The sequence below is a fragment of the Streptomyces sp. NPDC001933 genome, from assembly GCF_042890955.1.
In the GTDB taxonomy this organism is placed as follows: domain Bacteria; phylum Actinomycetota; class Actinomycetes; order Streptomycetales; family Streptomycetaceae; genus Streptomyces.
The window spans coordinates 79,299-98,872 of record NZ_JBIASS010000014.1 but is presented as its reverse complement, the minus strand read 5'-3'; the positions used below and the strand labels follow the sequence as shown (position 1 = coordinate 98,872).

Below are 19,574 nucleotides of genomic sequence, written 5' to 3'. Positions count from 1 at the left end.
CTGCACACCCGTGCACACAGATGGTCCCGCCCGGTCGTCGCGACCGGACGGGACCAAAAAAGAAACGGGATCAAAAGGGGAACGAAAGGAACGTACGGCTCAGGCCCCGGCCAGCTCGACCTGGACCTCGACCTCGACCGGCGCGTCCAGCGGCAGCACCGCGACGCCCACCGCGCTGCGCGCGTGCACGCCCTTGTCGCCGAGCACCGCGCCCAGCAGCTCGCTGGCGCCGTTGATCACGGCGGGCTGCCCGGTGAAGTCGGACGCCGAGGCGACGAAGCCCACGACCTTCACCACACGCGCGATCCGGTCCAGGTCGCCCGCGACGGACTTCACGGCGGCCAGCGCGTTGAGCGCGCAGGTCTTCGCCAGCTCCTTGGCCTCGTCGGGCGTGACCTCCGCGCCGACCTTGCCGGTGACCGCGAGCTTGCCGCCCACCATCGGCAGCTGGCCGGAGGTGTACACGTACACCCCGGACCGCACGGCCGGCTGGTAAGAGGCCAGCGGCGGCACGACGTCCGGCAGCGTCAGCCCGAGCTCGGCGAGCTTCGCCTCGACCGCGCCCGCCACTACGCCTTCTCCCGCTTCAGGTAGGCCACGAGCTGCTCGGGGTTGTTCGGGCCGGGAACGACCTGGACCAGCTCCCAGCCGTCCTCGCCCCAGGTGTCCAGAATCTGCTTGGTCGCGTGCACGAGAAGGGGCACGGTCGCGTATTCCCACTTGGTCATGGGCCCGACTGTAACGCCTGTGCAATCCCTGGCATGCGCAGCCTCGTGCGTAGCCTGCGGTGTGACTGGTTAGGCTCGAATACGTGAGCAGGTTCCAGGTCGTCAGCGGCAAGGGCGGCACCGGTAAGACCACGGTTGCCGCCGCCCTCGCGCTCGCCCTCGCGACCGAGGGCAGGCGCACACTTCTCGTGGAGGTCGAGGGCAGGCAGGGCATCGCCCAGCTCTTCGAGACGGAGTCCCTTCCGTACGAGGAGCGCAAGATCGCCGTCGCGCCGGGCGGCGGCGAGGTGTACGCCCTCGCGATCGACGCCGAGCGCGCCCTGCTCGACTACCTCCAGATGTTCTACAAGCTGGGCAGCGCGGGCCGGGCGCTCAAGAAGCTCGGCGCGATCGACTTCGCCACCACGATCGCGCCCGGTGTGCGGGACGTGCTGCTGACCGGCAAGGCCTGCGAGGCCGTACGCCGCAAGGACAAGCAGAACCGATACGTCTACGACTACGTGATCATGGATGCCCCGCCCACCGGGCGCATCACCCGCTTCCTCAACGTGAACGACGAGGTGGCGGGGCTGGCCAGGATCGGCCCGATACACAATCAGGCGCAGGCCGTGATGCGGGTACTGAAGTCCCCCGAGACCGCGGTCCATCTGGTGACGCTGCTGGAGGAGATGCCGGTCCAGGAGACCGCGGACGGCATCGCCGAGCTGCGCGCCGCCGAACTTCCGGTAGGCCGGGTCATCGTGAACATGGTGCGGCCCCATCTGCTGGACGAGGACACCCTGCGCACCGCCGCGGGCGGCCGCCGCAAGGAGATCGCCAAGACGCTGACCCGGGCGGGGGTGACCGGCTCCGCGGGGCTCGTGCGCCCGCTGGTCGAGCAGGCGGCCGAGCACGCCCAGCGGGTCGAGCTGGAGCGTGAACAGCGCGCCGTGCTCGCCGGACTGGAGCTTCCGGGGTACGAACTCCCGCTGATCGGCGAGGGAATGGACCCGGCCGGTCTCTACGACCTGGCGACCGAGCTGCGCAAGCAGGGCGTGGGCGAAGCGGGGGACGAAGGGACGGGACAAGGGGCGGGACAAGGGGCGGGACAAGGGGTGGGTGCATGACACAGCGCACGGACGCGGCCACGACCGCAAGAACGGACACGGCCGCGTCGGTGGGCTCGGCCGCGTCGGTGGACACAGCCGGCTCGACGGACGCGTCGGCGGACGCGGTCGACTCCCCCTTCCCCGAACCGGCCCCCGCGCTGGACACCGACGCACTGCTCGACGATCCGGACATCCGGATCGTCGTCTGCTGCGGTTCGGGCGGCGTCGGCAAGACCACCACCGCGGCCGCACTGGGCGTACGGGCGGCCGAGCGCGGCCGCAAGGTCGTCGTCCTCACCATCGACCCGGCCCGCAGACTCGCCCAGTCCATGGGCATCGACTCGCTGGACAACGTCCCGCGCCGGGTGCCGGGCATCGACGGCGAGGGCGCCGGGGAACTGCACGCCATGATGCTCGACATGAAGCGGACCTTCGACGAGATCGTCGAGGCGCACGCGGACGCCGAGCGGGCCCGCGCGATCCTGGAGAACCCCTTCTACCAGTCCCTGTCGGCCGGTTTCGCGGGCACGCAGGAGTACATGGCGATGGAGAAGCTCGGGCAGCTGCGCGCTCGCGACGAGTGGGACCTGATCATCGTCGACACCCCTCCGTCGCGCTCCGCGCTGGACTTCCTGGACGCGCCGAAGCGGCTCGGTTCGTTCCTGGACGGAAAGTTCATCAAGCTGCTGATGGCCCCGGCGAAGATGGGCGGCCGGGCCGGGATGAAGTTCCTGAACGTCGGCATGTCGATGATGACCGGCACCCTCGGCAAACTGCTCGGCGGTCAGTTCCTGCGCGATGTACAGACCTTCGTCGCGGCGATGGACACCATGTTCGGCGGATTCCGTACCCGGGCCGACGCCACGTACAAACTGCTGCAGGCGCCCGGCACTGCGTTCCTCGTCGTCGCGACGCCGGAGCGGGACGCGCTGCGCGAGGCGGCGTACTTCGTGGAACGGCTGGCCGCGGAGGACATGCCGCTGGCCGGCCTGGTGCTCAACCGGGTCCATGGCAGCGATGCCGCCCGGCTCTCCGCCGAGCACGCCCTGGCCGCCGCAGAAAATCTTGACGGGGTCGGCATTGTGGATCAGACGACCGGGAAGGCTGGACTTCGTGACCGGACCGACCGGTCGGCCACCTCTCCCGAGGCCGCTCCCACGCCCGACAACTCCGAGTACGAGTGCGAGGACACCGAAGACCGCGAGCCGACGCCGGGACACGTTCCCGATCCACCCGCTCCCGATACGCCCGGGACCGCTTCCGTCGAGGAGCTGACCGCAGGTCTGTTGCGGCTGCATGCCGAACGGATGCAGGTGGTCGCGCGCGAGCAGCGCACACGTGACCGCTTCACCGCACTGCACCCCGAGGTCGCCGTGACCGAAGTGGCCGCGCTGCCCGGTGACGTACACGATCTCGAAGGGCTCAGGGCCGTCGGAGACCGGCTCGCGACCGGTTCCGCCCCGGCCGGAGCTGCGTGAACAACCCGCCGGTCCTATCCCACTGCGGCGTACCTCTCGTGCAGTTCGTCGTCGTCCAGTCCGATCGCCACGGGCAGGATGCCCGTCGACTGCTCGTACTCGCTGCGTGCGGTCTCCAGCAGCCGACGCCAGGACGTGACGGTCGGTCGCCTGCGCAGCAGTGCGCGGCGCTCGCGCTCGGTCATTCCGCCCCACACGCCGAACTCGACGCGATTGTCCAGCGCATCGGCCAGGCACTCGGTCCGCACCGGGCATCCGGTGCACACCGCCTTGGCCCTGTTCTGCGCTGCCCCTTGTACGAACAGTTCATCCGGATCGGTAGTGCGGCAGGCTGCCTGCGCACTCCAGTCGGTTACCCAGCCCATCACGGCGCCGTCCTCTCCCGAATCGAGGCTCCCCCACGGCGACAGCGGCATATTCACCGCTGCCAGTTGAGGACGTTACGGAAGGTGGCGACAGCACAACACCCCCTTCGGGCCCAATCTTGAATGGCCCGAACGGACTATGCGTATGCGGCAGATCACCCAGGGGAGTGAGGCGAGGGCATACGCGACTATCCCGCCAGAATCGGGACAGATCACCTGGATCACAACGGACGTTCGATGACCAACGAGGCGAATTCGGGAGCGCCTGCGGTCGTGGCCGGGATTTGCACGGGGGTTGATGCGGAACCGGACTGCTGTGACAGTTGAGAGCAGCTTAGGCCAAGGCATATACGTGTGTCCGGCGAATGAGAACGTAGGCTGCCCCCATGCCAAAGAAGCGCTCGGGCGGGGGTCTCTCGACGACCCAGCAGGCCGCCAAGTTCCTCGGTGTCGCCGCGCTCTCCGGAGTCGTGCTCGCGGGCATCGCGCTGCCGGCCGCCGGAGCACTGGGCCTCGCCACCAAGGGAACGGTCGAGGGGTTCGACGAGATCCCGGCCAATCTGAAGACTCCGCCGCTGAGCCAGCGCACCACGATCCTGGACAGCAAGGGTGGGCTGATCGCCTCGGTGTACTCGCGCGACCGCACGGTGGTCCCGCTGAAGAACATCTCGCCGTACATGCAGAAGGCGATCGTCGCGATCGAGGACGCCCGGTTCTACGAGCACGGGGCCATCGACCTCAAGGGCATCCTGCGCGCGCTGAACCGCAACGTGCAGACGGGCGGGACCACCGAGGGCGCGTCGACCCTGACCCAGCAGTACGTGAAGAACGTCTTCGTAGAGGAGGCGGGCGACGACCCGGACAAGGTCGCGCAGGCCACCCAGCAGACGATGGGCCGCAAGGTCCAGGAGCTGAAGTACGCGATCCAGGTCGAGGAAGAGCTCGGCAAGAAGAAGATCCTGGAGAACTACCTCAACATCACCTTCTTCGGGCAGCAGGCCTACGGCATCGAGGCCGCCTCCCAGCGCTACTTCTCCAAGTCGGCCAAGGACCTGACGCTGGAGGAGTCCGCGCTGCTGGCCGGCGTCGTGCAGTCGCCGAGCCGCTACGACCCGGTCAACGACACGGCCGAGGCCACCAAGCGCCGCAACATGGTGCTCCAGCGCATGGCGGACGTCGGGGACATCTCGAAGGCCCAGGCCGAGAAGGCGAAGGCGACCCCGATCAAGCTGAAGGTCAAGAAGCCGCAGAACGGCTGCATCACGGCCGTCAGCGGCGCCGGCTTCTTCTGCGACTACGTACGCCACGTCTTCCTCACCGACCCGGTCTTCGGCAAGACCAAGGAGGACCGGGCCAAGATCTGGAACCGGGGCGGCCTGACGATACGGACGACGCTCGACCCGCAGTCCCAGCAGTCGGTGCAGGCCTCGATCAAGAGCCACGTCTACAAGACGGACAAGGTCGCGACGGCCGTGACGCTGGTCCAGCCGGGCACCGGCAAGATCATGGGCATGGGCCAGTCCAAGCCGTACGGCTTCGGGACCAACGAGACCCAGTACAACTACTCGGTCAACAAGTCCATGGGCGGCTCCAACTACGGCTTCCCGACCGGTTCGACGTTCAAGCCCTTCCTCGCCGCCGCGGCCATACAGGGCGGCAAGCCGGCCACGCAGGTCTATCCGTCCCCGTACGAGATGGACTACCCGGACACGGTGCGCTCCTGCGGGAAGCCGTGGGTCAACGACGGGGTGCCGAAGTATCACCTGGAGAACGAGAGCGAGACCGAGAAGGGCCCGTACGCGCTGCGGGAGGCGATGGAGAAGTCGGTCAACACCTACTTCGTCCAGATGCTCCAGGACATCGGCATGTGCCCGGTCTCGCAGATGACCGACAAGCTCGGCGTGGTGCAGGGCGACGGCTCCAAGCTCCCGCAGAACCCGTCGACCCTGACCCTCGGCTCCAATGGTCTGTCGCCGCTGACGATGGCGAGCGCGTACGCCGCCTTCGCCAACCGCGGTACGTACTGCACGCCGATAGCCATGGAGTCGGTCAGCACGGCCGACGGCACTTCGCTGCCCGTGCCCAAGACCTCCTGCTCGCAGGCGATGTCGCCGACCACGGCCGACACCATCAACACCCTGCTGCGCGGCGTGGTCGACTCGGGTACCGGCCAGGAGGCGGGGCTCCAGAACCGCGACAACGCGGGCAAGACCGGTACGACCGACGCCCGCAAGAACGCCTGGTTCGTCGGGTACACGCCGAACATGTCCGGCGCCGTCTGGGTCGGCAGCCCGTCCCAGAGCGTCGAGATGGAGCGCATCACGATCGGCGGCGTCTACCAGGACAAGGTGTACGGCGGACAGGTCCCCGGACCGATCTGGCGCGACGCGATGACGGGCGCCCTCAACGGGGTGGCCGCTCCCCCCTTCAACACCATCGACATCCCGGACCCGCCGAGGAACGACGAGCGGGACAGGGACAAGGGCCGCGACCGCGGGGACGAAGGACGGCCCGGCGCCGGGGGCAAGAAGCCCGGCGGCAAGAACCCGTTCCCCGGCATCACCATCCCGCCGAACCTGATCGGCGGGAACAACGGCGGCGGCCACCGCGGCCAGACCAACGGCGGCACGCAGGGCCCCTGAGCGGCACGGCTCATACGCGTGAAGGCGGGTGCCCCGGATCGGATCGATCCGGGGCACCCGCCTTCGCGTGTTCCTGCGCTTCCTGCGCCGCTCAGCCCGCGAGGAGCTTCTTCACCGAGGCGGCCACCCGGCCGCCGTCCGCGCGCCCCGCCACCTTCGGGTTCACGATCTTCATGACGGCGCCCATCGCGCGCGGCCCCTCGGCCCCGGCTGCCCTGGCCTCCTCGACGGCGGACGCCACGATCGCGCCCAGCTCGTCGTCGCTCAGCTGCTTCGGCAGGTACGCGTCGAGGATCTCGCCCTCCGCCTTCTCACGCTCGGCCTGCTCGGTCCGGCCGCCCTGGGCGAAGGCTTCGGCCGCCTCGCGGCGCTTCTTCGCCTCCTTGGCGATCACCTTCTGCACCTCGTCGTCGGAGAGCTCGCGGGCCGTCTTGCCGCTGACCTCCTCCTTCGTGATGGCGGTGAGTGTCAGCCGGAGCGTGGACGAGGTCAGCTCGTCGCGCGCCTTCATGGCCGTGGTGAGGTCTTCCTTGAGCTTGGACTTGAGCGTGGTCATGTGCTGATTGTGGCAGGTACGGGGCGAGCGGCGCCCGCCGGTTTTCTTCCGGCCGCACGGTGTCTGCGACGATGGGCGCATGCGCGCACGCTACGGAGTACCCCTGAAAGTCACGGCAGTCGGCGCGGCGATCGGCGCAGCCGGCATCGCCTACGCCGCCGGATTCGAGGCCCGCTCGTTCCGCCTGCGACGGGTCGCCATCCCCGTACTCCCGCACGGGGCACGCCCGTTGCGCGTGCTCCAGGTCTCCGACATCCACATGGTGGGCGGCCAGCGCAAGAAGCGGGCCTGGCTCCAGTCGCTGGCCGGCCTGCGCCCGGACTTCGTCGTGAACACCGGCGACAACCTCTCCGACCCCGAGGCCGTGCCCGAGCTGCTCGACGCCCTCGGCCCGCTGATGGAGTTCCCGGGTGTGTACGTCTTCGGCTCCAACGACTACTACGGCCCCAAACTCCGCAACCCCGCCCGCTACCTCATCGAAAAGGCCCGGGGCAAGCACGGCCTCAACGGGAACGCGCCCGCGGTCGGCGTCGTCCACAACCCCTGGGAGCCGATGCGCGACGCCTTCGACGAGGCGGGCTGGCTGGGCCTGTCCAACACCCGCGGCCGCCTCAAGATCGACGGCCTTGAGCTCGCCTTCACCGGCCTGGACGACCCGCACATCAAGCGCGACCGCTACGCGGAGGTGTCCGGCGGCCCCGAGACGGGCGCCGACCTCTCCATCGGCGTGGTCCACGCCCCCTACCTGCGTTCCCTGGACGCCTTCACCCAGGACGGCTACCCCCTGATCCTGGCCGGTCACACCCACGGCGGCCAGCTCTGCATCCCCTTCTACGGGGCCCTGGTCACCAACTGCGACCTGGACACGGACCGGGTCAAGGGCCTCTCCACCCACACCGTCGACGACCGGCGGGCCTACCTCCACGTCTCGGCCGGCTGCGGCACCAACCGCTACACCCCGGTCCGCTTCGCCTGCCCGCCGGAAGCGACCCTGCTGACCCTGACGCCCCGGGACTGAGGCCCCCGCCCCGGGTCCCGGCCCTTCCCCGGCCGACGCATCAGAAACCGGATTTCGTCTGCGGGCGCGGGTGGGCTAAAGTAATCGATGTCGCCAGGACATCGGCGGCGATCGGGGTGTAGCGCAGCTTGGCAGCGCGCTTCGTTCGGGACGAAGAGGTCGTGGGTTCAAATCCCGCCACCCCGACAGCTGAAACACCAGGTCAGGCCCGGTACTGAGAAATCAGTACCGGGCCTGACCTGCGTTGTGGGGTCATTCCGGAGGCCATCGGCGAACCGTCGGGGAGCCGGCTTCGGCAGGTGGCTCCCCGGGGGCGCGGGAACTGAGGATGTGCTCGGCCGTCACCGCTGTGCCACGCCCTCGGCCAGTGTCGGCGCTCCCCTGCGCAGGGTCGCCGCCGTGTGGCGAAGGGGCGCGGCCAGGCGGGGTAGCTCCATGGCGTCGGCCGGGCCGCTGAGCGAGATGGCCGCCAGCGGTGAGCGGTCGCCCGCGCCGATGACCGGGGTCGCCACGCAGCCGATGCCGTCGGCGGGCTCGCGGCCGAAGGCGACGCCGCGGGTGCGGATGTCGGCCAGTTCGGCGCGCAGCCCGGGCGACCTCGGCACCAAGGGCGGGCTGCTGACCGATGCCGACGCCCGCGTACTGCGCGAGGACGGCTCCCCGATCGCGGGCCTGTACGCGGCGGGGAACGTGGCCGCGGCCGTGATGGGGGAGACGTACCCGGGCCCCGGCGCCACGATCGGCCCCGCGATGGCCTTCGGCTGGATCGCGGTGGAGCATCTGTCGGCCTCGGGCCCGACGGCCTGACGGCCTGACCCCCCGGTCACCGGCGCCGCCCCCGGCATCAGCGCAGCGGCTCGGGCAGTTCTTCCCGGTGGACGATGCCCAGCCGCTGTGTCGCCCGGGTGAGCGCCACGTACAGGTCGCTGGTCCCGAACCGCCCCGGCTCCACGACCAGGACATGGTCGAATTCGAGCCCCTTGGCCTCACGCGGGCCGAGCAGCACCACGGTACGGGTGAGGTCGGGTTCGGCGCCGGCCGTGACCCCGTCGGTCCCGGACGCGATCTCCTCGTGCAGGGCGCGGGGCGCGATCACCGCGAGGCGCCCCTCCTCGGGCGTCAGCTCCGCGACGGCCGCCGCCACCGCGCCCGCCAGATCCGCCCCGGCGTCCCGTGTCCACGGCGTCCGGCCGGTGGACCGTACCGACCTGGGCGGTTCGAACGAGGGGTCCTCGGCACGTACGACACCGGCAGCCAGCTCCATGATCTCGGCGGGCGTACGGTAGTTGACCCCCAGCCTCACGTGCTCGAAGCGATCGCCCACGTACGGCTCGAGGATCCCTTCCCACGAGCCGACGCCCGCTTCCTCGGAGGTCTGCGCCGGATCGCCGACCAGGGTCATCGAGCGCGTCGGGGACCGGCGCATCAGCAACCGCCATGCCATCGGCGACAGTTCCTGCGCCTCGTCGACGATGATGTGCCCGAACGCCCAGGTCCGGTCGGCGGCGGCCCGCTCGGCCGCGCTCCGGTGGTCGGCCTCCTCGTGCCGCTCGGCCATCCGTTCGGCGTCGATGACATCGTGGGCGGCCAGGACCTCGGACTCCTCGTCCTCGAACTCGTACGTCTGCGAACCCCGGGACAGGTCCAGGACGCCCTGCGCGTAGGCGACCCGCCGCAGGCGCTCGGCCTCGGCGGCGGCCCGCTCGGCGCTGTCGTCCGCCCCGAGCAGTTCGGCCACCTCGTCCAGGAGCGGTACATCGGCCGGAGTCCACTCCCGGCCGCCGGGAACGCGCCGGATGGCCTCGGCATCCTCCTGGGGCACGTGGACCGGCTCGGCCAGATAGTCGGCGAGGAAGTCCTCGGGGGTGAGCACCGGCCACAGCGCTCCGACGGCGGCGTGCACCTCCTCGCTCGCGGCGACGCCCTTGCCGAGCTGGGCGATGTCGTCCGGGCCGAGGAAGTTGGGGCCGCCGTACGGATCCGCGCCGATGCTTTCGGAGAGCTGGGCGGTGAGGGCGTCGATGACGTGGAACGCGAAGTACGGGCGGGCGAGGTTGTGCGGCAGCCGGGTCTCGCGGGCCGCCCGGCGGGCCTCGTGGGCGATCTCCCGGTCCAGGACGAGATCCCCGTCGTCGTGCGGGATGACCACCGGTGCGCCGGGCTCGGGCAGCCCCTGCCGGTCGCGTACGGCGAGAGCGAGTGCCTCGGCCATTGCCGCGCCGCCCTTGACGGCTGCCGCGCGGGGGGTGTCGGTGCCGCGGGCGTGGACGCCGGGGAAGAGCTCGGCCTGCGTGGCGAGCATGACCCCGGTCTCGCCGAGTGCGGGCAGCACCTCGCCGATGTAGCGGAGGAAGGCCGGGTTGGGGCCCACGACCAGGACCGCGCGCTTGGCCAGCAGCTCACGGTGCTCGTACAGCAGGAAGGCCGCACGGTGCAGGGCGACCGCCGTCTTGCCCGTGCCGGGGCCGCCCTCGACGACGAGGACACCGCGGTGCGGGGCGCGGATGATGCGGTCCTGCTCCGCCTGGATGGTCCGCACGATGTCGCCCATGCGTCCGGTACGGGCGGCGCCGAGCGCGGCGAGCAGCACGGCGTCACCGCTCGGGTCCTCGAAGCCGCTGCGTTCACGGTCCCCGAGATCGAGGATCTCGTCGTGCAGCTCGGTGACCGTGCGGCCGTCGGTGGTGATGTGCCTGCGCCTGCGCAGCCCCATGGGGGTATGGCCGGTGGCGAGATAGAAGGGCCGGGCGACCGGTGCCCGCCAGTCGATGAGAAGAGGCGTGTGTTCGGTGTCGTCCTCGCGAATTCCGATACGGCCGATATGGTGCGCCGCGCCGTCACGGAGATCGATTCGGCCGAAGCAGAGTGAACCGTCCACCGCGTTCAGCGCTGCCAGCAGGCCGGAACGTTCGGCGACGAGCACATCGCGTTCGAGGCGGGCCTGCAGCCCGTTCCCCACGGGGGTCAGTGCGTCCTCGACGTGCTGCGCGGCGACCCCGTGCAGCGTGTCGACGCGGTCGTAGAGCCGGTCGATGAATTCCTGCTCCTTCTGCAATTCGACGTTTTCGCGAGTTGACAAAATCACTCCCTGCCGGATATGGTGATTCTTGTAGGGCCCCCTTGAGGGGCCTTTTTCTGTGCACACAGAACCACTCAATATACGTGAGGAAATCCCCGTTCCGCAATTGTGGAACGGGGATTTCCTGTGCTTATGGCGCGGTCCGCGGGCGCCGCGGGTCCCGGCACGAGCGACCTGCCGCCGGACCCGGCCCCCGGGGGGAGTCGCACCAGGCGCCCGCCACCCGGAATGCACCTTTCGCACCTGCATGCGAGTCTGGTGATGGCCCATCGTCCGAGATCCGCAACAGGAGGCACGATCGTGGGCAAGAAGCAGAGTCGGCAGAACCGGGGTGCCCGCACCGGCGGCCACGAACGCAGCGCTGCTCCGGAGACGAAGGAGCAGACGCGGCCAACGGCCGCCCAGGAGACGGTGCACTCGATCTCAGAACAGGTCTCCCACCGGAAGCAGCGGAGGTTCGGCCACAACTGACCCTCTCAGAACCACGACAACCGCCCTCCGCGGCGGCGCCCCCACCCTGGGGACGGCCACCGCGGAGGGCGGTTTTTTTGTGTCCGCCTGATCCCTGATCCCTGATCCCGCAGGTCCGCGCGCCCGCCGAGCGGGCGCGCGCCGCCGTACCCCCCCCCACCGGCGTGCAACCTCCCGCCGATGTGCGAACTCCCGCCGACAGATCGCCCGTTCTGGGCGCTCCCAGAGGTTTATCTACGCGCGGAGCTACCGCACCCGAATGATCATTCGGGCATATCAGACCAGTTCTTCCGCAGCTATTACCGGCCGGTACCAACAGCTGCTAGAAACGTGGCGCTCAACCAACCCCCCACCCACCCCCCACATTTCGGAGGGCTGACAGTCATGTCGGTACGGAGATTCTGGGCGTCCGCATCCACTCTGGTCCTCGCCGCCGTGGCCGCGCTGGGCATTGCCCAGCCGGCCTCGGCAGACTCCTCGGCCGCCGCCGGCGGGTACGTCGCCCTCGGCGACTCGTACTCCTCCGGCGTCGGTGCGGGGAGCTACCTTTCCGACAGCGGCGACTGCCGTCGCAGCACCAAGTCCTACCCCTACCTCTGGGCGGCCGCCAACTCGCCTTCCTCCTTTGCCTTCGTGGCCTGTTCCGGTGCCACGACCACTTCGGTGGCCGGTACCCAGCTGGGGGCGTTGAGCTCGTCCACCGGCCTGGTCAGCGTCACCGCGGGCGGCAACGACGTCGGGTTCGCCGATGTCATGCAGGACTGCGTGCTCTCCGGTGAGGCCGCCTGCCTCAGCAGCGTCGGCTCGGCCGTCTCGCAGGTCCAGAACTCGCTTCCGTCCAAGCTGAGTTCGCTCTACGGTTCCATCCGGTCGCGGGCCCCGCAGGCCCATGTCGTGGTGCTGGGCTACCCGCGCTTCTACCAGCTGAGCGGCAGCTGCATCGCCGGACTCTCGGAGAAGGAGCGGGCGGCCATCAACAACGCTTCCGACGTGCTGAACGGGGTCATCGCCAAGCAGGCGGCCGACGCCGGGTTCACGTTCTCCAGCGTGGTCGACGATTTCGCCGGGCACGAGCTGTGCTCCGGTGACGCCTGGCTCCACAGCGTGTCGATCCCGGTCTACAACTCGTACCACCCCAAGGCCGCCGGGCAGTCCGGCGGTTACCTTCCGGCCTTCCGCTCGGCCGCGTAGGACGCGGACGACGGAGGTGCAGAAAGTGCGGCGGGCCGCCGGGGTTCTCCCGGTCGTCCGCCGCACTGCTGCCCCCGGTCAGGCGGGGACCGACGCGGCGTCCCGCCGGTGCAGGGCCAGGGCGGCGAACGCGGCGAGCATGGCGGTGGCCGCGGCCGCCCACCAGCCGTGGCGGAAGGCGTCGAGCGCCTCGCCCGGCCCGTCCGGCGCACCGATCAGCGTGACCATCAGCGCCACCCCCAGCACCGAACCCGTCTGGCGGGCCATCGTGGTGACGGCCGATCCGGTGGCGAAACGGGTGGGCGGGAGGGCCGCGGCGGCCGCGCCGACCAGGGTGGGGAGAGCGAGGCCCACTCCGATGCCGGTGACCACCATGCCGGGCAGGAAGCCGCTCGCGTAGTGCGGAGCCGCGCCGAGCGCGACGGCCCACCAGGCGAGCCCGCAGGCGAACAGCAGGCAGCCGAGTGCCGCCGTGCGGCCCGCCCCGAGCCGGCGGACGACCGGTCCCGAGAGAACGGCGAGCACAGGCACGACCAACGGCCCCGGCGCGATGGCGAGTCCGGTACGGATCGCCGGGTAACCCCACACCTGCCGGCACCAGAGCACCGACGTCAGCAGCATCGCCGCGAACGCGACGGTGAAGAGCAGAGCCGCGAGGGTGGCCGTCGCGAAGACCCGGGTGCGCAGCATCGGCAGCTCGACGACCGGGGCCGGGTGCCGGGCGGACCGTATCCAGAAGCCCGCGACGAGAACGGCCGTCGCGAACAGCGGAACCAGGACTCCCGGCGAACTCCAGTCCCAGGCGTCGGACTTGACCAGCGCGAGCGCCAGCGCGGCGATCGCGAGGGTGAGCAGCACCGCCCCGACGAGGTCCGGGAAGGGGCCCTCGCGGTGCGGGCGGGCATCGGGCAGCAGCCGGGCGCCCGCGAGCAGCCCGATCACGCCGACCAGCACATTGACGAGAAAGACCCAGCGCCAGTCGGCCTCCACGAGCACGCCCCCCGACCACCGGACCGAGGCCGGCCGCGATGCCGCCGATCGCCGCCCAGCCCCGGATGGCCCGGGGGCGGCGCTCCGCCGGGGTGTCGACCAGCAAATCCGGGCGCGATCTCGCGCCGGTCATCCGGGCGCTGCTGGACTGGGGCGACCGGTGGGTGCTGGAGGACCGGCCGGTGGTCATGGTCCACGAGCCGGTCGCGGAAGCCGCCGGGCGTGCGGCCGAGGACGCGGGCGGGAATGCCCATGCGCACGATCTCGACGCGGCGTGGATCTGCCGCACGTGCGGCGAGGAAGTCGTGATGAACACGCTGACGGTCGATGTCCGCGCCCCCGGATGGGACCGCTCGGGTCCCAGGCAGCCGGACCCGTCCGACGGCTGAGGCCGGGAACCGGGGCTGGGAGCCGGGACCGCTCAGTACCGCTCGACGAGGTGCTCCCGGCCCGCCGGGGGCTCGTACGGCTCGGGCCAGAAGTCGGTGATCCCGCTGATCCGCCCCGTCGCGTCGAACACGAAGAAGTGAATGGCGTGCAACTCCTCGCCGCCGGCCGTGAAGCGCGTACGGACGGCGGCCTGCTGTTCCTGGCCGTCGGCCACCACGCGCTCGACGCGGACCCGCCAGTCCCCCGGGTACTCCCGGTTGAACCGCAGGTACCGCTCCTTCCCGCGAATGCGCTCGCGGGTCTGCGGCAGGTCGTACAGCACCTCGTCGGCCAGCGTCGCGGCGAAGGCGTCCCAGTCGCGGGTATCGGCCGCGCTCCAGTACGTCTCCACCACGGCGCGCAGATCGGCAGTCGTCGTCATGGGTCCGAGTCTGGACCCCGCCACTGACAATCCGCCCTTGTTCAGGAATCGGCCGCCCGCGACGCCTTGATGGAGTACATCAGCGGGATGCGCGGCCGGTCGGCCGGGAAGCGGTAGTAGCCGTCGCTCTGCCGTTCCAGCGTCGGGAAGCGGGCGAAGAGCGAGGCGTCGTGCTCGTGCAGGAACTCGATCCGCAGCCCTGTGGCGGCCAGCGCCGACACCACCTCGCCGATCGGGTGCTGCCACTCGACGCTGCGGTTGTGGACGGTGGGCGCGTCGAAGTCCGCGTACGTGCCCGGCGTCTCGTCCACCCATGCGTCGCGGCTGAAGTAGTCGTGGTCGACCTTCGTCCCGGTGTCGTCGTCGAGGCAGTCCGTCATCGGATGGAACTCCGCGAGGTAGAGGAACCCCCCGGGCGCCACGAGCGATGCGACGGTCTCGGCCCAGCGACGGATGTCGGGCAGCCAGTTCAGCGCGCCGATGCCGGTGTAGACGATGTCGTACGAGGAGTCGGGGACGGCCTCCGCGGCGTCGTGGACATCGGCCGCGACGAACGCCGCCCGGTCCTGGCCGAACCCGAGCTCGCGGGCCAGGACGCGCGCGGTCTCGACGGCCGGCTCGGAGAAGTCCAGGCCGACGACCTGTGCGGCGCCGTGCCGGGCCCAGGAGAGGGTGTCGACGCCTATGTGGCACTGAAGATGCAGCAGGGACTTGCCCGTGACGTCCCCGACCTCGGCGATTTCGAAGTCGCGCAGGGCGTCCTTCCCCGCGCGGAACGACTCGAGGTCGTAGAAGTCGCTCGTGACGTGGATGGGGACGCGCTCGTCCCAGAGCGCGCGGTTCGCCTCGCGCCAGTCGTCAGGGGTCGGTGCATGCATGCCGGGAGGTTATCCACAGGCTGAGGACGACGCGAACGAATTGTCGGCGTTCCGACGCAGAATGGGGGGCATGACTGAGATCACTGGCTCGACGACGGCCCCTTCCGCTCCGGGCCCCACTGCTGCGGCGGCCGCTTCCGCACCGAAGTGGGAGCAGCGCTTCCGGGCGCCGCGGGTGTCGTTGCCCGACTGGGCGGAGGACGCACCCGACCGCGCGCTGTTCGTCTCCAACGCCACGGGGACGTACGAGCTGTACGCGTGGGACCGCGCCACCGGCGCGCAGCGCCAGGTGACCGACCGGCCGAACGGCACGACGGACGGGTTGCTGACGCCCGGCGGGGAGTCGGTCTGGTGGTTCGCCGACACCGATGGCGACGAGTTCGGGGTGTGGATGCGCCAGCCGTTCCACGGCGGTGAGGACGGGCAGCCGGGTGACGAGCCGGCGATGCCCGGTCTCGGCCCTTCCTACCCGGCCGGGCTCGCGATCGGGCGGGACGGCACGGCGGTGGCCGGCCGCTCGACCGACGAGGAAGGGACGACGGTCCACGTCGTGCGGCCCGGCGCGGCTCCCGTGGAGATCTACCGGCACCGCGAGTCGGCGGGCGTCGGCGACCTCAGTCATGACGGGACGCTGATCGCCCTGGAGCACACCGAGCACGGCGATGCGATGCACTCCGCGCTGCGCGTGGTGCGCCCGGACGGGACGACGGTCGCCGAGCTGGACGACACCGAGGGCGGCACGAAGGAGCTGGGCCTGTCCGTGCTGGGCTTCGCCCCCGTCGCCGGGGACCCGAGGCTTCTGGTCGGGCACCAGCGGCGGGGCCGCTGGGAGCCGATGATCTGGGACCCGACGACCGGCGTGGAGACGGAGCTCGCGATCGATCTGCCCGGCGATGTGGTCGCCGAGTGGTATCCGGACGCCTCCGCGCTGCTGGTCGTGCACGAATTCGAGGCCCGCAGCGAGCTGTGGCGGTACGAGCCGGAGGCGGGCGGCGCGCTCGTCCGGGTGGAGACGCCCGCGGGTTCGGTGTCCGGTGCCACGGCCCGGCCGGACGGCACGGTGGAGTACCTGTGGTCCTCGGCCGAGCAGCCGCCCGTCGTCCGGTCCACGTCGGGTGCGGTGGTGCTCGATCCGCCCGGCGCGAAGGCCCCGGCTTCCGTTCCGGTGGAGGACTTGTGGGTGGACGGGCCCGGGGGCCGCGTCCACGCTCTCGTCCAGCGGCCCGCCGCCCCGGCTCAGGGGCCGTTCCCCACCGTCTTCGAGATCCACGGCGGCCCGACCTGGCACGACAGCGACGCCTTCGCCTCCGGCCCCGCCGCCTGGGTGGACCACGGCTACGCGGTCGTCCGGGTCAACTACCGCGGTTCCACCGGATACGGCCGCGCCTGGACGGACGCGCTCAAGCACCGGGTCGGCCTGATCGAGCTGGAGGACATCGCCGCGGTACGGGAGTGGGCGGTCAAGTCCGGCCTCGCGGATCCGGAGAAGCTGGTCCTGGCCGGGGGCTCCTGGGGCGGCTATCTGACCCTGCTCGGCCTCGGCACGCAGCCGGACGACTGGGCCCTCGGCCTGGCGGCGGTCCCGGTCGCCGACTATGTCACGGCGTACCACGACGAGATGGAGAACCTGAAGGCGATGGACCGCACGCTGCTGGGCGGTACGCCGGAGGAGGTCCCGGAGCGTTTCGAGGCGTCGTCCCCGCTGACGTACGTCGACGCGGTCCGGGCGCCGGTCTACATCTCGGCGGGCGTCAACGACCCGCGCTGCCCGATCCGCCAGGTCGAGAACTACGTCGACCGGCTGAAGGACCGGGGCGCGGTGCACGAGGTGTACCGGTACGACGCGGGCCACGGCTCGCTCGTAGTGGAGGAGCGGATCAAGCAGGTCCGCCTGGAGCTGGACTTCGCCCGGCGCCACCTGGCCGCGGGGACGGACCCGTCCGGCTCGTAGCGGACAGACCCGGCCCTCAGTCGGCACCCCGCTCCGGGCGACCGGGGCGGGGACCGTACGGTGGAGGGGTGTACCGGTTCCTGCTGACCCCGCGATGGTGGGGGATCAACCTCTTCGTCGTGCTGGCCATCCCGTTCTGCGTGTTCATGGGCACCTGGCAGCTCGGCCGCTTCGAGGACCGCGTGCAGACGCACGACGCCGCCGAGAAGCAGCCCGCCCCCGGCACGAGGCCCGCCAAGCCGATCGACGAGCTCCTGCCCGTCGACACGGTGACCTCCGGCCGCCCCGCCACCGCCACCGGCCGGTACGCCGACCAGTTCCTGGTGCCGGGACGGAAGTTGGACGACAAGAGCGGCTTCTACGTCCTGAACATGCTCCGTACGGACAGCGGCAAGGCGCTGCCCGTGGTGCGCGGCTGGCTGCCCGGCAAGCCCGGCAGCACCGCCGTGCCCGCCGCACCGACCGGCGAGGTCACGGTGACCGGCGACCTCCAGGCGTCCGAGAACGCCGGCACCGCGGGTGTCGACACGGCGGGCGGGCTTCCCGACGGCCAGCTGGGCATGATCAGCGCGGCGTCGCTGATCAACCTCGTCCCGTACGACGTCTACGACGCATGGGTGACGCTCCAGGACACGGGCGCCGGAGCCGGTTCCGGTGCCGACTCCGACTCCGGGTCCGGTTCCGGGGACAAGGCGGCCGGCGCGCTGCGTCCCGTGCCCGCCGCCGCGGCGCAGGGCACCGGGCTCGACCTGAAGGCGTTCCAGAACCTCGGCTACACCGGCGAGTGGTTCGTCTTCGCCGGGTTCGTGCTCTTCATGTGGTTCCGGCTGGTCCGCCGCGAGGCCGAAGCCGCGCGCGATCTGCAACTGGGCCTCGTCGAGGAAGAGGAAGCGGCGTCGGAAGCGGAAGCCGAGTCCGGCGAGGGCAAGAGCAGGGACGCGGTGGGCTCCGGAACGGCCTGAGGCACACGCAGGCACGAACACAGACGCAGGCACAGACGCACACTTACGCGAGGGGCCCGCCGATCGATCGTCGATCCGGCGGGCCCCTCGTCGTATACGTCTACGTCATGCGTCGTACCGCGTCACGTCGCGGGAGCGAGCACCCCGGTCCGGTAGATCGTGCCCGAGCAGGCGTTGGCGATCTTCGTCTCGGCGACCGGCGCCCCGGGCTCCGGCGTGTGCATCACCGCGACGCTGCCGTCCTGCGTCCCGCCGCTGTCCTCGCTGCCGAACTGCGTCTCCGTCCCCGACGTCCCGTCCGCGCTTCCCGTACCGGCTCCGGCGGCCGCCGCGCCGCTCGCACCGCCCGCGTCGTCGGTCGGCGTCGGGCTCGGCGAGCCTCCGACGGTCGGGCAGGTGTCCTTCGGCACCCAGGCGAACTTCACCTCGTACGTCATCGACGGCTTCAGCAGCACCGTCCCCTGCTCCTGCGAAGGGTCGGGCAGTCCGGCCGCCGCGTCACCCGCGGTGTGCTGGACGACCGCGATCCTCGCCGGGTCGGCCGCGCCTATCGCCTGGAACCCCACGCTGCCGCCGCTGCTCACCGAGCATTCCGTGCCGGAGACATTGGCGATCCGGAAGGTGCCGTAGACCGTGCCGTCGGCACCGGCCGCACCGGTCTCGGCCGAGGCGACACCGAGTTGTTCCGGGTTGCACGCCGGCATCGCCGCCATCGCCGAGCCGGACGGATCGGCGACCCCGCCCGACAGGTGGCCGTCAGCACCCTGGCCGCGGCTGTCCGAGGGGCTGCTCGTGCTGCTGGGCCGGCCCGGACCGCCGTCGGCCTGCCCGTCGGTGTTGCCGCTGCCGGCCTCGCCGCCGGACTGCGAGTCGGCGTCGGCGCCGTTGCCGCCCTGAGCCTGCTCGCCGTGCCCGGCTATCGCGGGGTTGGCGGCGTTCGAACCGTCGGAGTTCGCGACATGGACGAAGGCGGGTACGGCGGTGCCGATGAGCAGCGCCGCGGCCGCCAGTCCGACGACGGCCTGACGTCGCTTGGCGCGCCGGACGGGAACCGCGCGTTGCAGATGGTCGAGCGTGCCGTCGCTGGGCTCGATGTTCCGGACGGCCCCGTGCAGCATGCGGCGCAGTGCGACCTCGTCGAGATCCGCACCGTCACCGACGCCCGGACCGGCACCCGGACCGCTGCCCCGACCGCTGTCCGGGCCGAGCCCCGAGCCGAAGAGGCTGCTCAGACTGCCGAGCTCAGCGGTCTCGGCGGCCTCAGCAGTACCGGTGGTCTCAGCGGCCTCCGCCGCCCCGTCAGCTCCAGCCGCCTCAGCCGCCCCAGCCGTTCCAGGGTCGTGGTTCACAATTCCGTTTCCAGTCC

Annotated in this window: 20 protein-coding genes and 1 tRNA gene; 11 read left to right on the top strand and 10 right to left on the bottom strand. The window is 71.0% G+C overall.

Annotated elements, in window-relative coordinates:
• Window positions 1-99: 99 nt before the first annotated feature.
• Window positions 100-570, bottom strand: coding sequence for a RidA family protein (locus ACFYY7_RS29845; RefSeq protein ID WP_388666314.1), 471 nt, complete (start codon window positions 568-570; stop codon window positions 100-102).
• Window positions 570-728 carry a DUF4177 domain-containing protein gene (locus ACFYY7_RS29840; protein ID WP_003967454.1) on the bottom strand — a complete coding sequence of 53 codons (159 nt, stop codon included), beginning with the start codon at window positions 726-728 and terminating at the stop codon, window positions 570-572. The genes ACFYY7_RS29845 and ACFYY7_RS29840 overlap by 1 nt, the downstream gene beginning before the upstream one ends.
• 83 nt (window positions 729-811) lie before the next feature.
• Here ACFYY7_RS29840 and ACFYY7_RS29835 point away from each other — a divergent pair, with 83 nt between their 5' ends.
• Both ACFYY7_RS29835 and ACFYY7_RS29830 read left to right on the top strand, forming a co-directional pair.
• A complete protein-coding gene (locus tag ACFYY7_RS29835; protein WP_388666311.1) occupies window positions 812-1,834 on the top strand; it encodes an ArsA family ATPase in 1,023 nt (340 codons plus the stop codon).
• Window positions 1,831-3,294, top strand: coding sequence for an ArsA family ATPase (locus tag ACFYY7_RS29830; RefSeq protein WP_388666309.1), 1,464 nt, complete (start codon window positions 1,831-1,833; stop codon window positions 3,292-3,294). The genes ACFYY7_RS29835 and ACFYY7_RS29830 overlap by 4 nt, the downstream gene beginning before the upstream one ends.
• Before the next feature lie 14 nt (window positions 3,295-3,308).
• On the opposite strand, the gene ACFYY7_RS29825 is transcribed toward ACFYY7_RS29830, so the two are convergent.
• Complete coding sequence (locus ACFYY7_RS29825; protein ID WP_176740522.1) at window positions 3,309-3,659, bottom strand: WhiB family transcriptional regulator; 351 nt, start codon at window positions 3,657-3,659, stop codon at window positions 3,309-3,311.
• A gap of 386 nt (window positions 3,660-4,045) precedes the next feature.
• On the opposite strand from ACFYY7_RS29825, the gene ACFYY7_RS29820 reads away from it, so the two are divergent.
• Window positions 4,046-6,301: a transglycosylase domain-containing protein gene (locus tag ACFYY7_RS29820; RefSeq protein ID WP_388666306.1), complete on the top strand. Its 2,256-nt coding sequence runs from the start codon at window positions 4,046-4,048 to the stop codon at window positions 6,299-6,301.
• A gap of 91 nt (window positions 6,302-6,392) precedes the next feature.
• Here the strand turns inward: ACFYY7_RS29820 and ACFYY7_RS29815 are convergent, their stop codons facing one another.
• Window positions 6,393-6,857, bottom strand: a complete 465-nt coding sequence (locus tag ACFYY7_RS29815; RefSeq protein ID WP_329197178.1) for a GatB/YqeY domain-containing protein — start codon at window positions 6,855-6,857, stop codon at window positions 6,393-6,395.
• Between the two features lie 79 nt (window positions 6,858-6,936).
• Here ACFYY7_RS29815 and ACFYY7_RS29810 point away from each other — a divergent pair, with 79 nt between their 5' ends.
• Both ACFYY7_RS29810 and ACFYY7_RS29805 read left to right on the top strand, forming a co-directional pair.
• Entirely contained in the window at window positions 6,937-7,875 is a 939-nt protein-coding gene (locus tag ACFYY7_RS29810) for a metallophosphoesterase (RefSeq protein ID WP_388666303.1), read from the top strand.
• Window positions 7,876-7,987: 112 nt separating this feature from the next.
• Window positions 7,988-8,061 (top strand) — tRNA-Pro (locus ACFYY7_RS29805).
• 155 nt (window positions 8,062-8,216) lie between these two features.
• Here the strand turns inward: ACFYY7_RS29805 and ACFYY7_RS29800 are convergent.
• Window positions 8,217-8,480: an IclR family transcriptional regulator C-terminal domain-containing protein gene (locus ACFYY7_RS29800; protein ID WP_388666300.1), complete on the bottom strand. Its 264-nt coding sequence runs from the start codon at window positions 8,478-8,480 to the stop codon at window positions 8,217-8,219.
• On the opposite strand from ACFYY7_RS29800, the gene ACFYY7_RS29795 reads away from it, so the two are divergent.
• Window positions 8,440-8,682, top strand: a complete 243-nt coding sequence (locus tag ACFYY7_RS29795) for an FAD-binding protein (protein WP_388666297.1) — start codon at window positions 8,440-8,442, stop codon at window positions 8,680-8,682. The genes ACFYY7_RS29800 and ACFYY7_RS29795 overlap by 41 nt on opposite strands.
• Window positions 8,683-8,719: 37 nt before the next feature.
• Here the strand turns inward: ACFYY7_RS29795 and ACFYY7_RS29790 are convergent, their stop codons facing one another.
• Window positions 8,720-10,930 carry a HelD family protein gene (locus ACFYY7_RS29790; RefSeq protein WP_388666629.1) on the bottom strand — a complete coding sequence of 737 codons (2,211 nt, stop codon included), beginning with the start codon at window positions 10,928-10,930 and terminating at the stop codon, window positions 8,720-8,722.
• Window positions 10,931-11,254: 324 nt separating this feature from the next.
• On the opposite strand from ACFYY7_RS29790, the gene ACFYY7_RS29785 reads away from it, so the two are divergent.
• Window positions 11,255-11,425 (top strand): hypothetical protein, encoded by a 171-nt coding sequence (locus tag ACFYY7_RS29785; protein WP_266731752.1) that lies wholly within the window; start codon window positions 11,255-11,257, stop codon window positions 11,423-11,425.
• A 384-nt stretch (window positions 11,426-11,809) separates the two neighbouring features.
• Window positions 11,810-12,616, top strand: a complete 807-nt coding sequence (locus ACFYY7_RS29780) for an SGNH/GDSL hydrolase family protein (protein WP_388666295.1) — start codon at window positions 11,810-11,812, stop codon at window positions 12,614-12,616.
• Window positions 12,617-12,694: 78 nt separating this feature from the next.
• Here the strand turns inward: ACFYY7_RS29780 and ACFYY7_RS29775 are convergent, their stop codons facing one another.
• Complete coding sequence (locus tag ACFYY7_RS29775; protein ID WP_388666293.1) at window positions 12,695-13,612, bottom strand: MFS transporter; 918 nt, start codon at window positions 13,610-13,612, stop codon at window positions 12,695-12,697.
• A gap of 32 nt (window positions 13,613-13,644) precedes the next feature.
• Between ACFYY7_RS29775 and ACFYY7_RS29770 the strand changes: the two genes are divergently transcribed.
• On the top strand, window positions 13,645-13,995 hold the full coding sequence (locus ACFYY7_RS29770) for a hypothetical protein (protein ID WP_388666290.1): 351 nt from the start codon (window positions 13,645-13,647) through the stop codon (window positions 13,993-13,995).
• A gap of 32 nt (window positions 13,996-14,027) precedes the next feature.
• Here the strand turns inward: ACFYY7_RS29770 and ACFYY7_RS29765 are convergent, their stop codons facing one another.
• Complete coding sequence (locus ACFYY7_RS29765; RefSeq protein WP_388666288.1) at window positions 14,028-14,417, bottom strand: nuclear transport factor 2 family protein; 390 nt, start codon at window positions 14,415-14,417, stop codon at window positions 14,028-14,030.
• A gap of 41 nt (window positions 14,418-14,458) precedes the next feature.
• The gene (locus tag ACFYY7_RS29760; protein WP_388666286.1) at window positions 14,459-15,295 is read right to left on the bottom strand and encodes a class I SAM-dependent methyltransferase; all 837 of its coding nucleotides are present in this window, start codon (window positions 15,293-15,295) and stop codon (window positions 14,459-14,461) included.
• A gap of 70 nt (window positions 15,296-15,365) precedes the next feature.
• Between ACFYY7_RS29760 and ACFYY7_RS29755 the strand changes: the two genes are divergently transcribed.
• Both ACFYY7_RS29755 and ACFYY7_RS29750 read left to right on the top strand, forming a co-directional pair.
• Window positions 15,366-17,246 (top strand): S9 family peptidase, encoded by a 1,881-nt coding sequence (locus ACFYY7_RS29755; RefSeq protein WP_388666283.1) that lies wholly within the window; start codon window positions 15,366-15,368, stop codon window positions 17,244-17,246.
• Between the two features lie 68 nt (window positions 17,247-17,314).
• Window positions 17,315-18,208, top strand: a complete 894-nt coding sequence (locus tag ACFYY7_RS29750; protein ID WP_388666280.1) for an SURF1 family protein — start codon at window positions 17,315-17,317, stop codon at window positions 18,206-18,208.
• Between the two features lie 122 nt (window positions 18,209-18,330).
• Here ACFYY7_RS29750 and ACFYY7_RS29745 read toward each other — a convergent pair whose 3' ends face one another.
• Complete coding sequence (locus tag ACFYY7_RS29745) at window positions 18,331-19,557, bottom strand: hypothetical protein (protein WP_388666277.1); 1,227 nt, start codon at window positions 19,555-19,557, stop codon at window positions 18,331-18,333.
• Window positions 19,558-19,574: the final 17 nt, after the last annotated feature.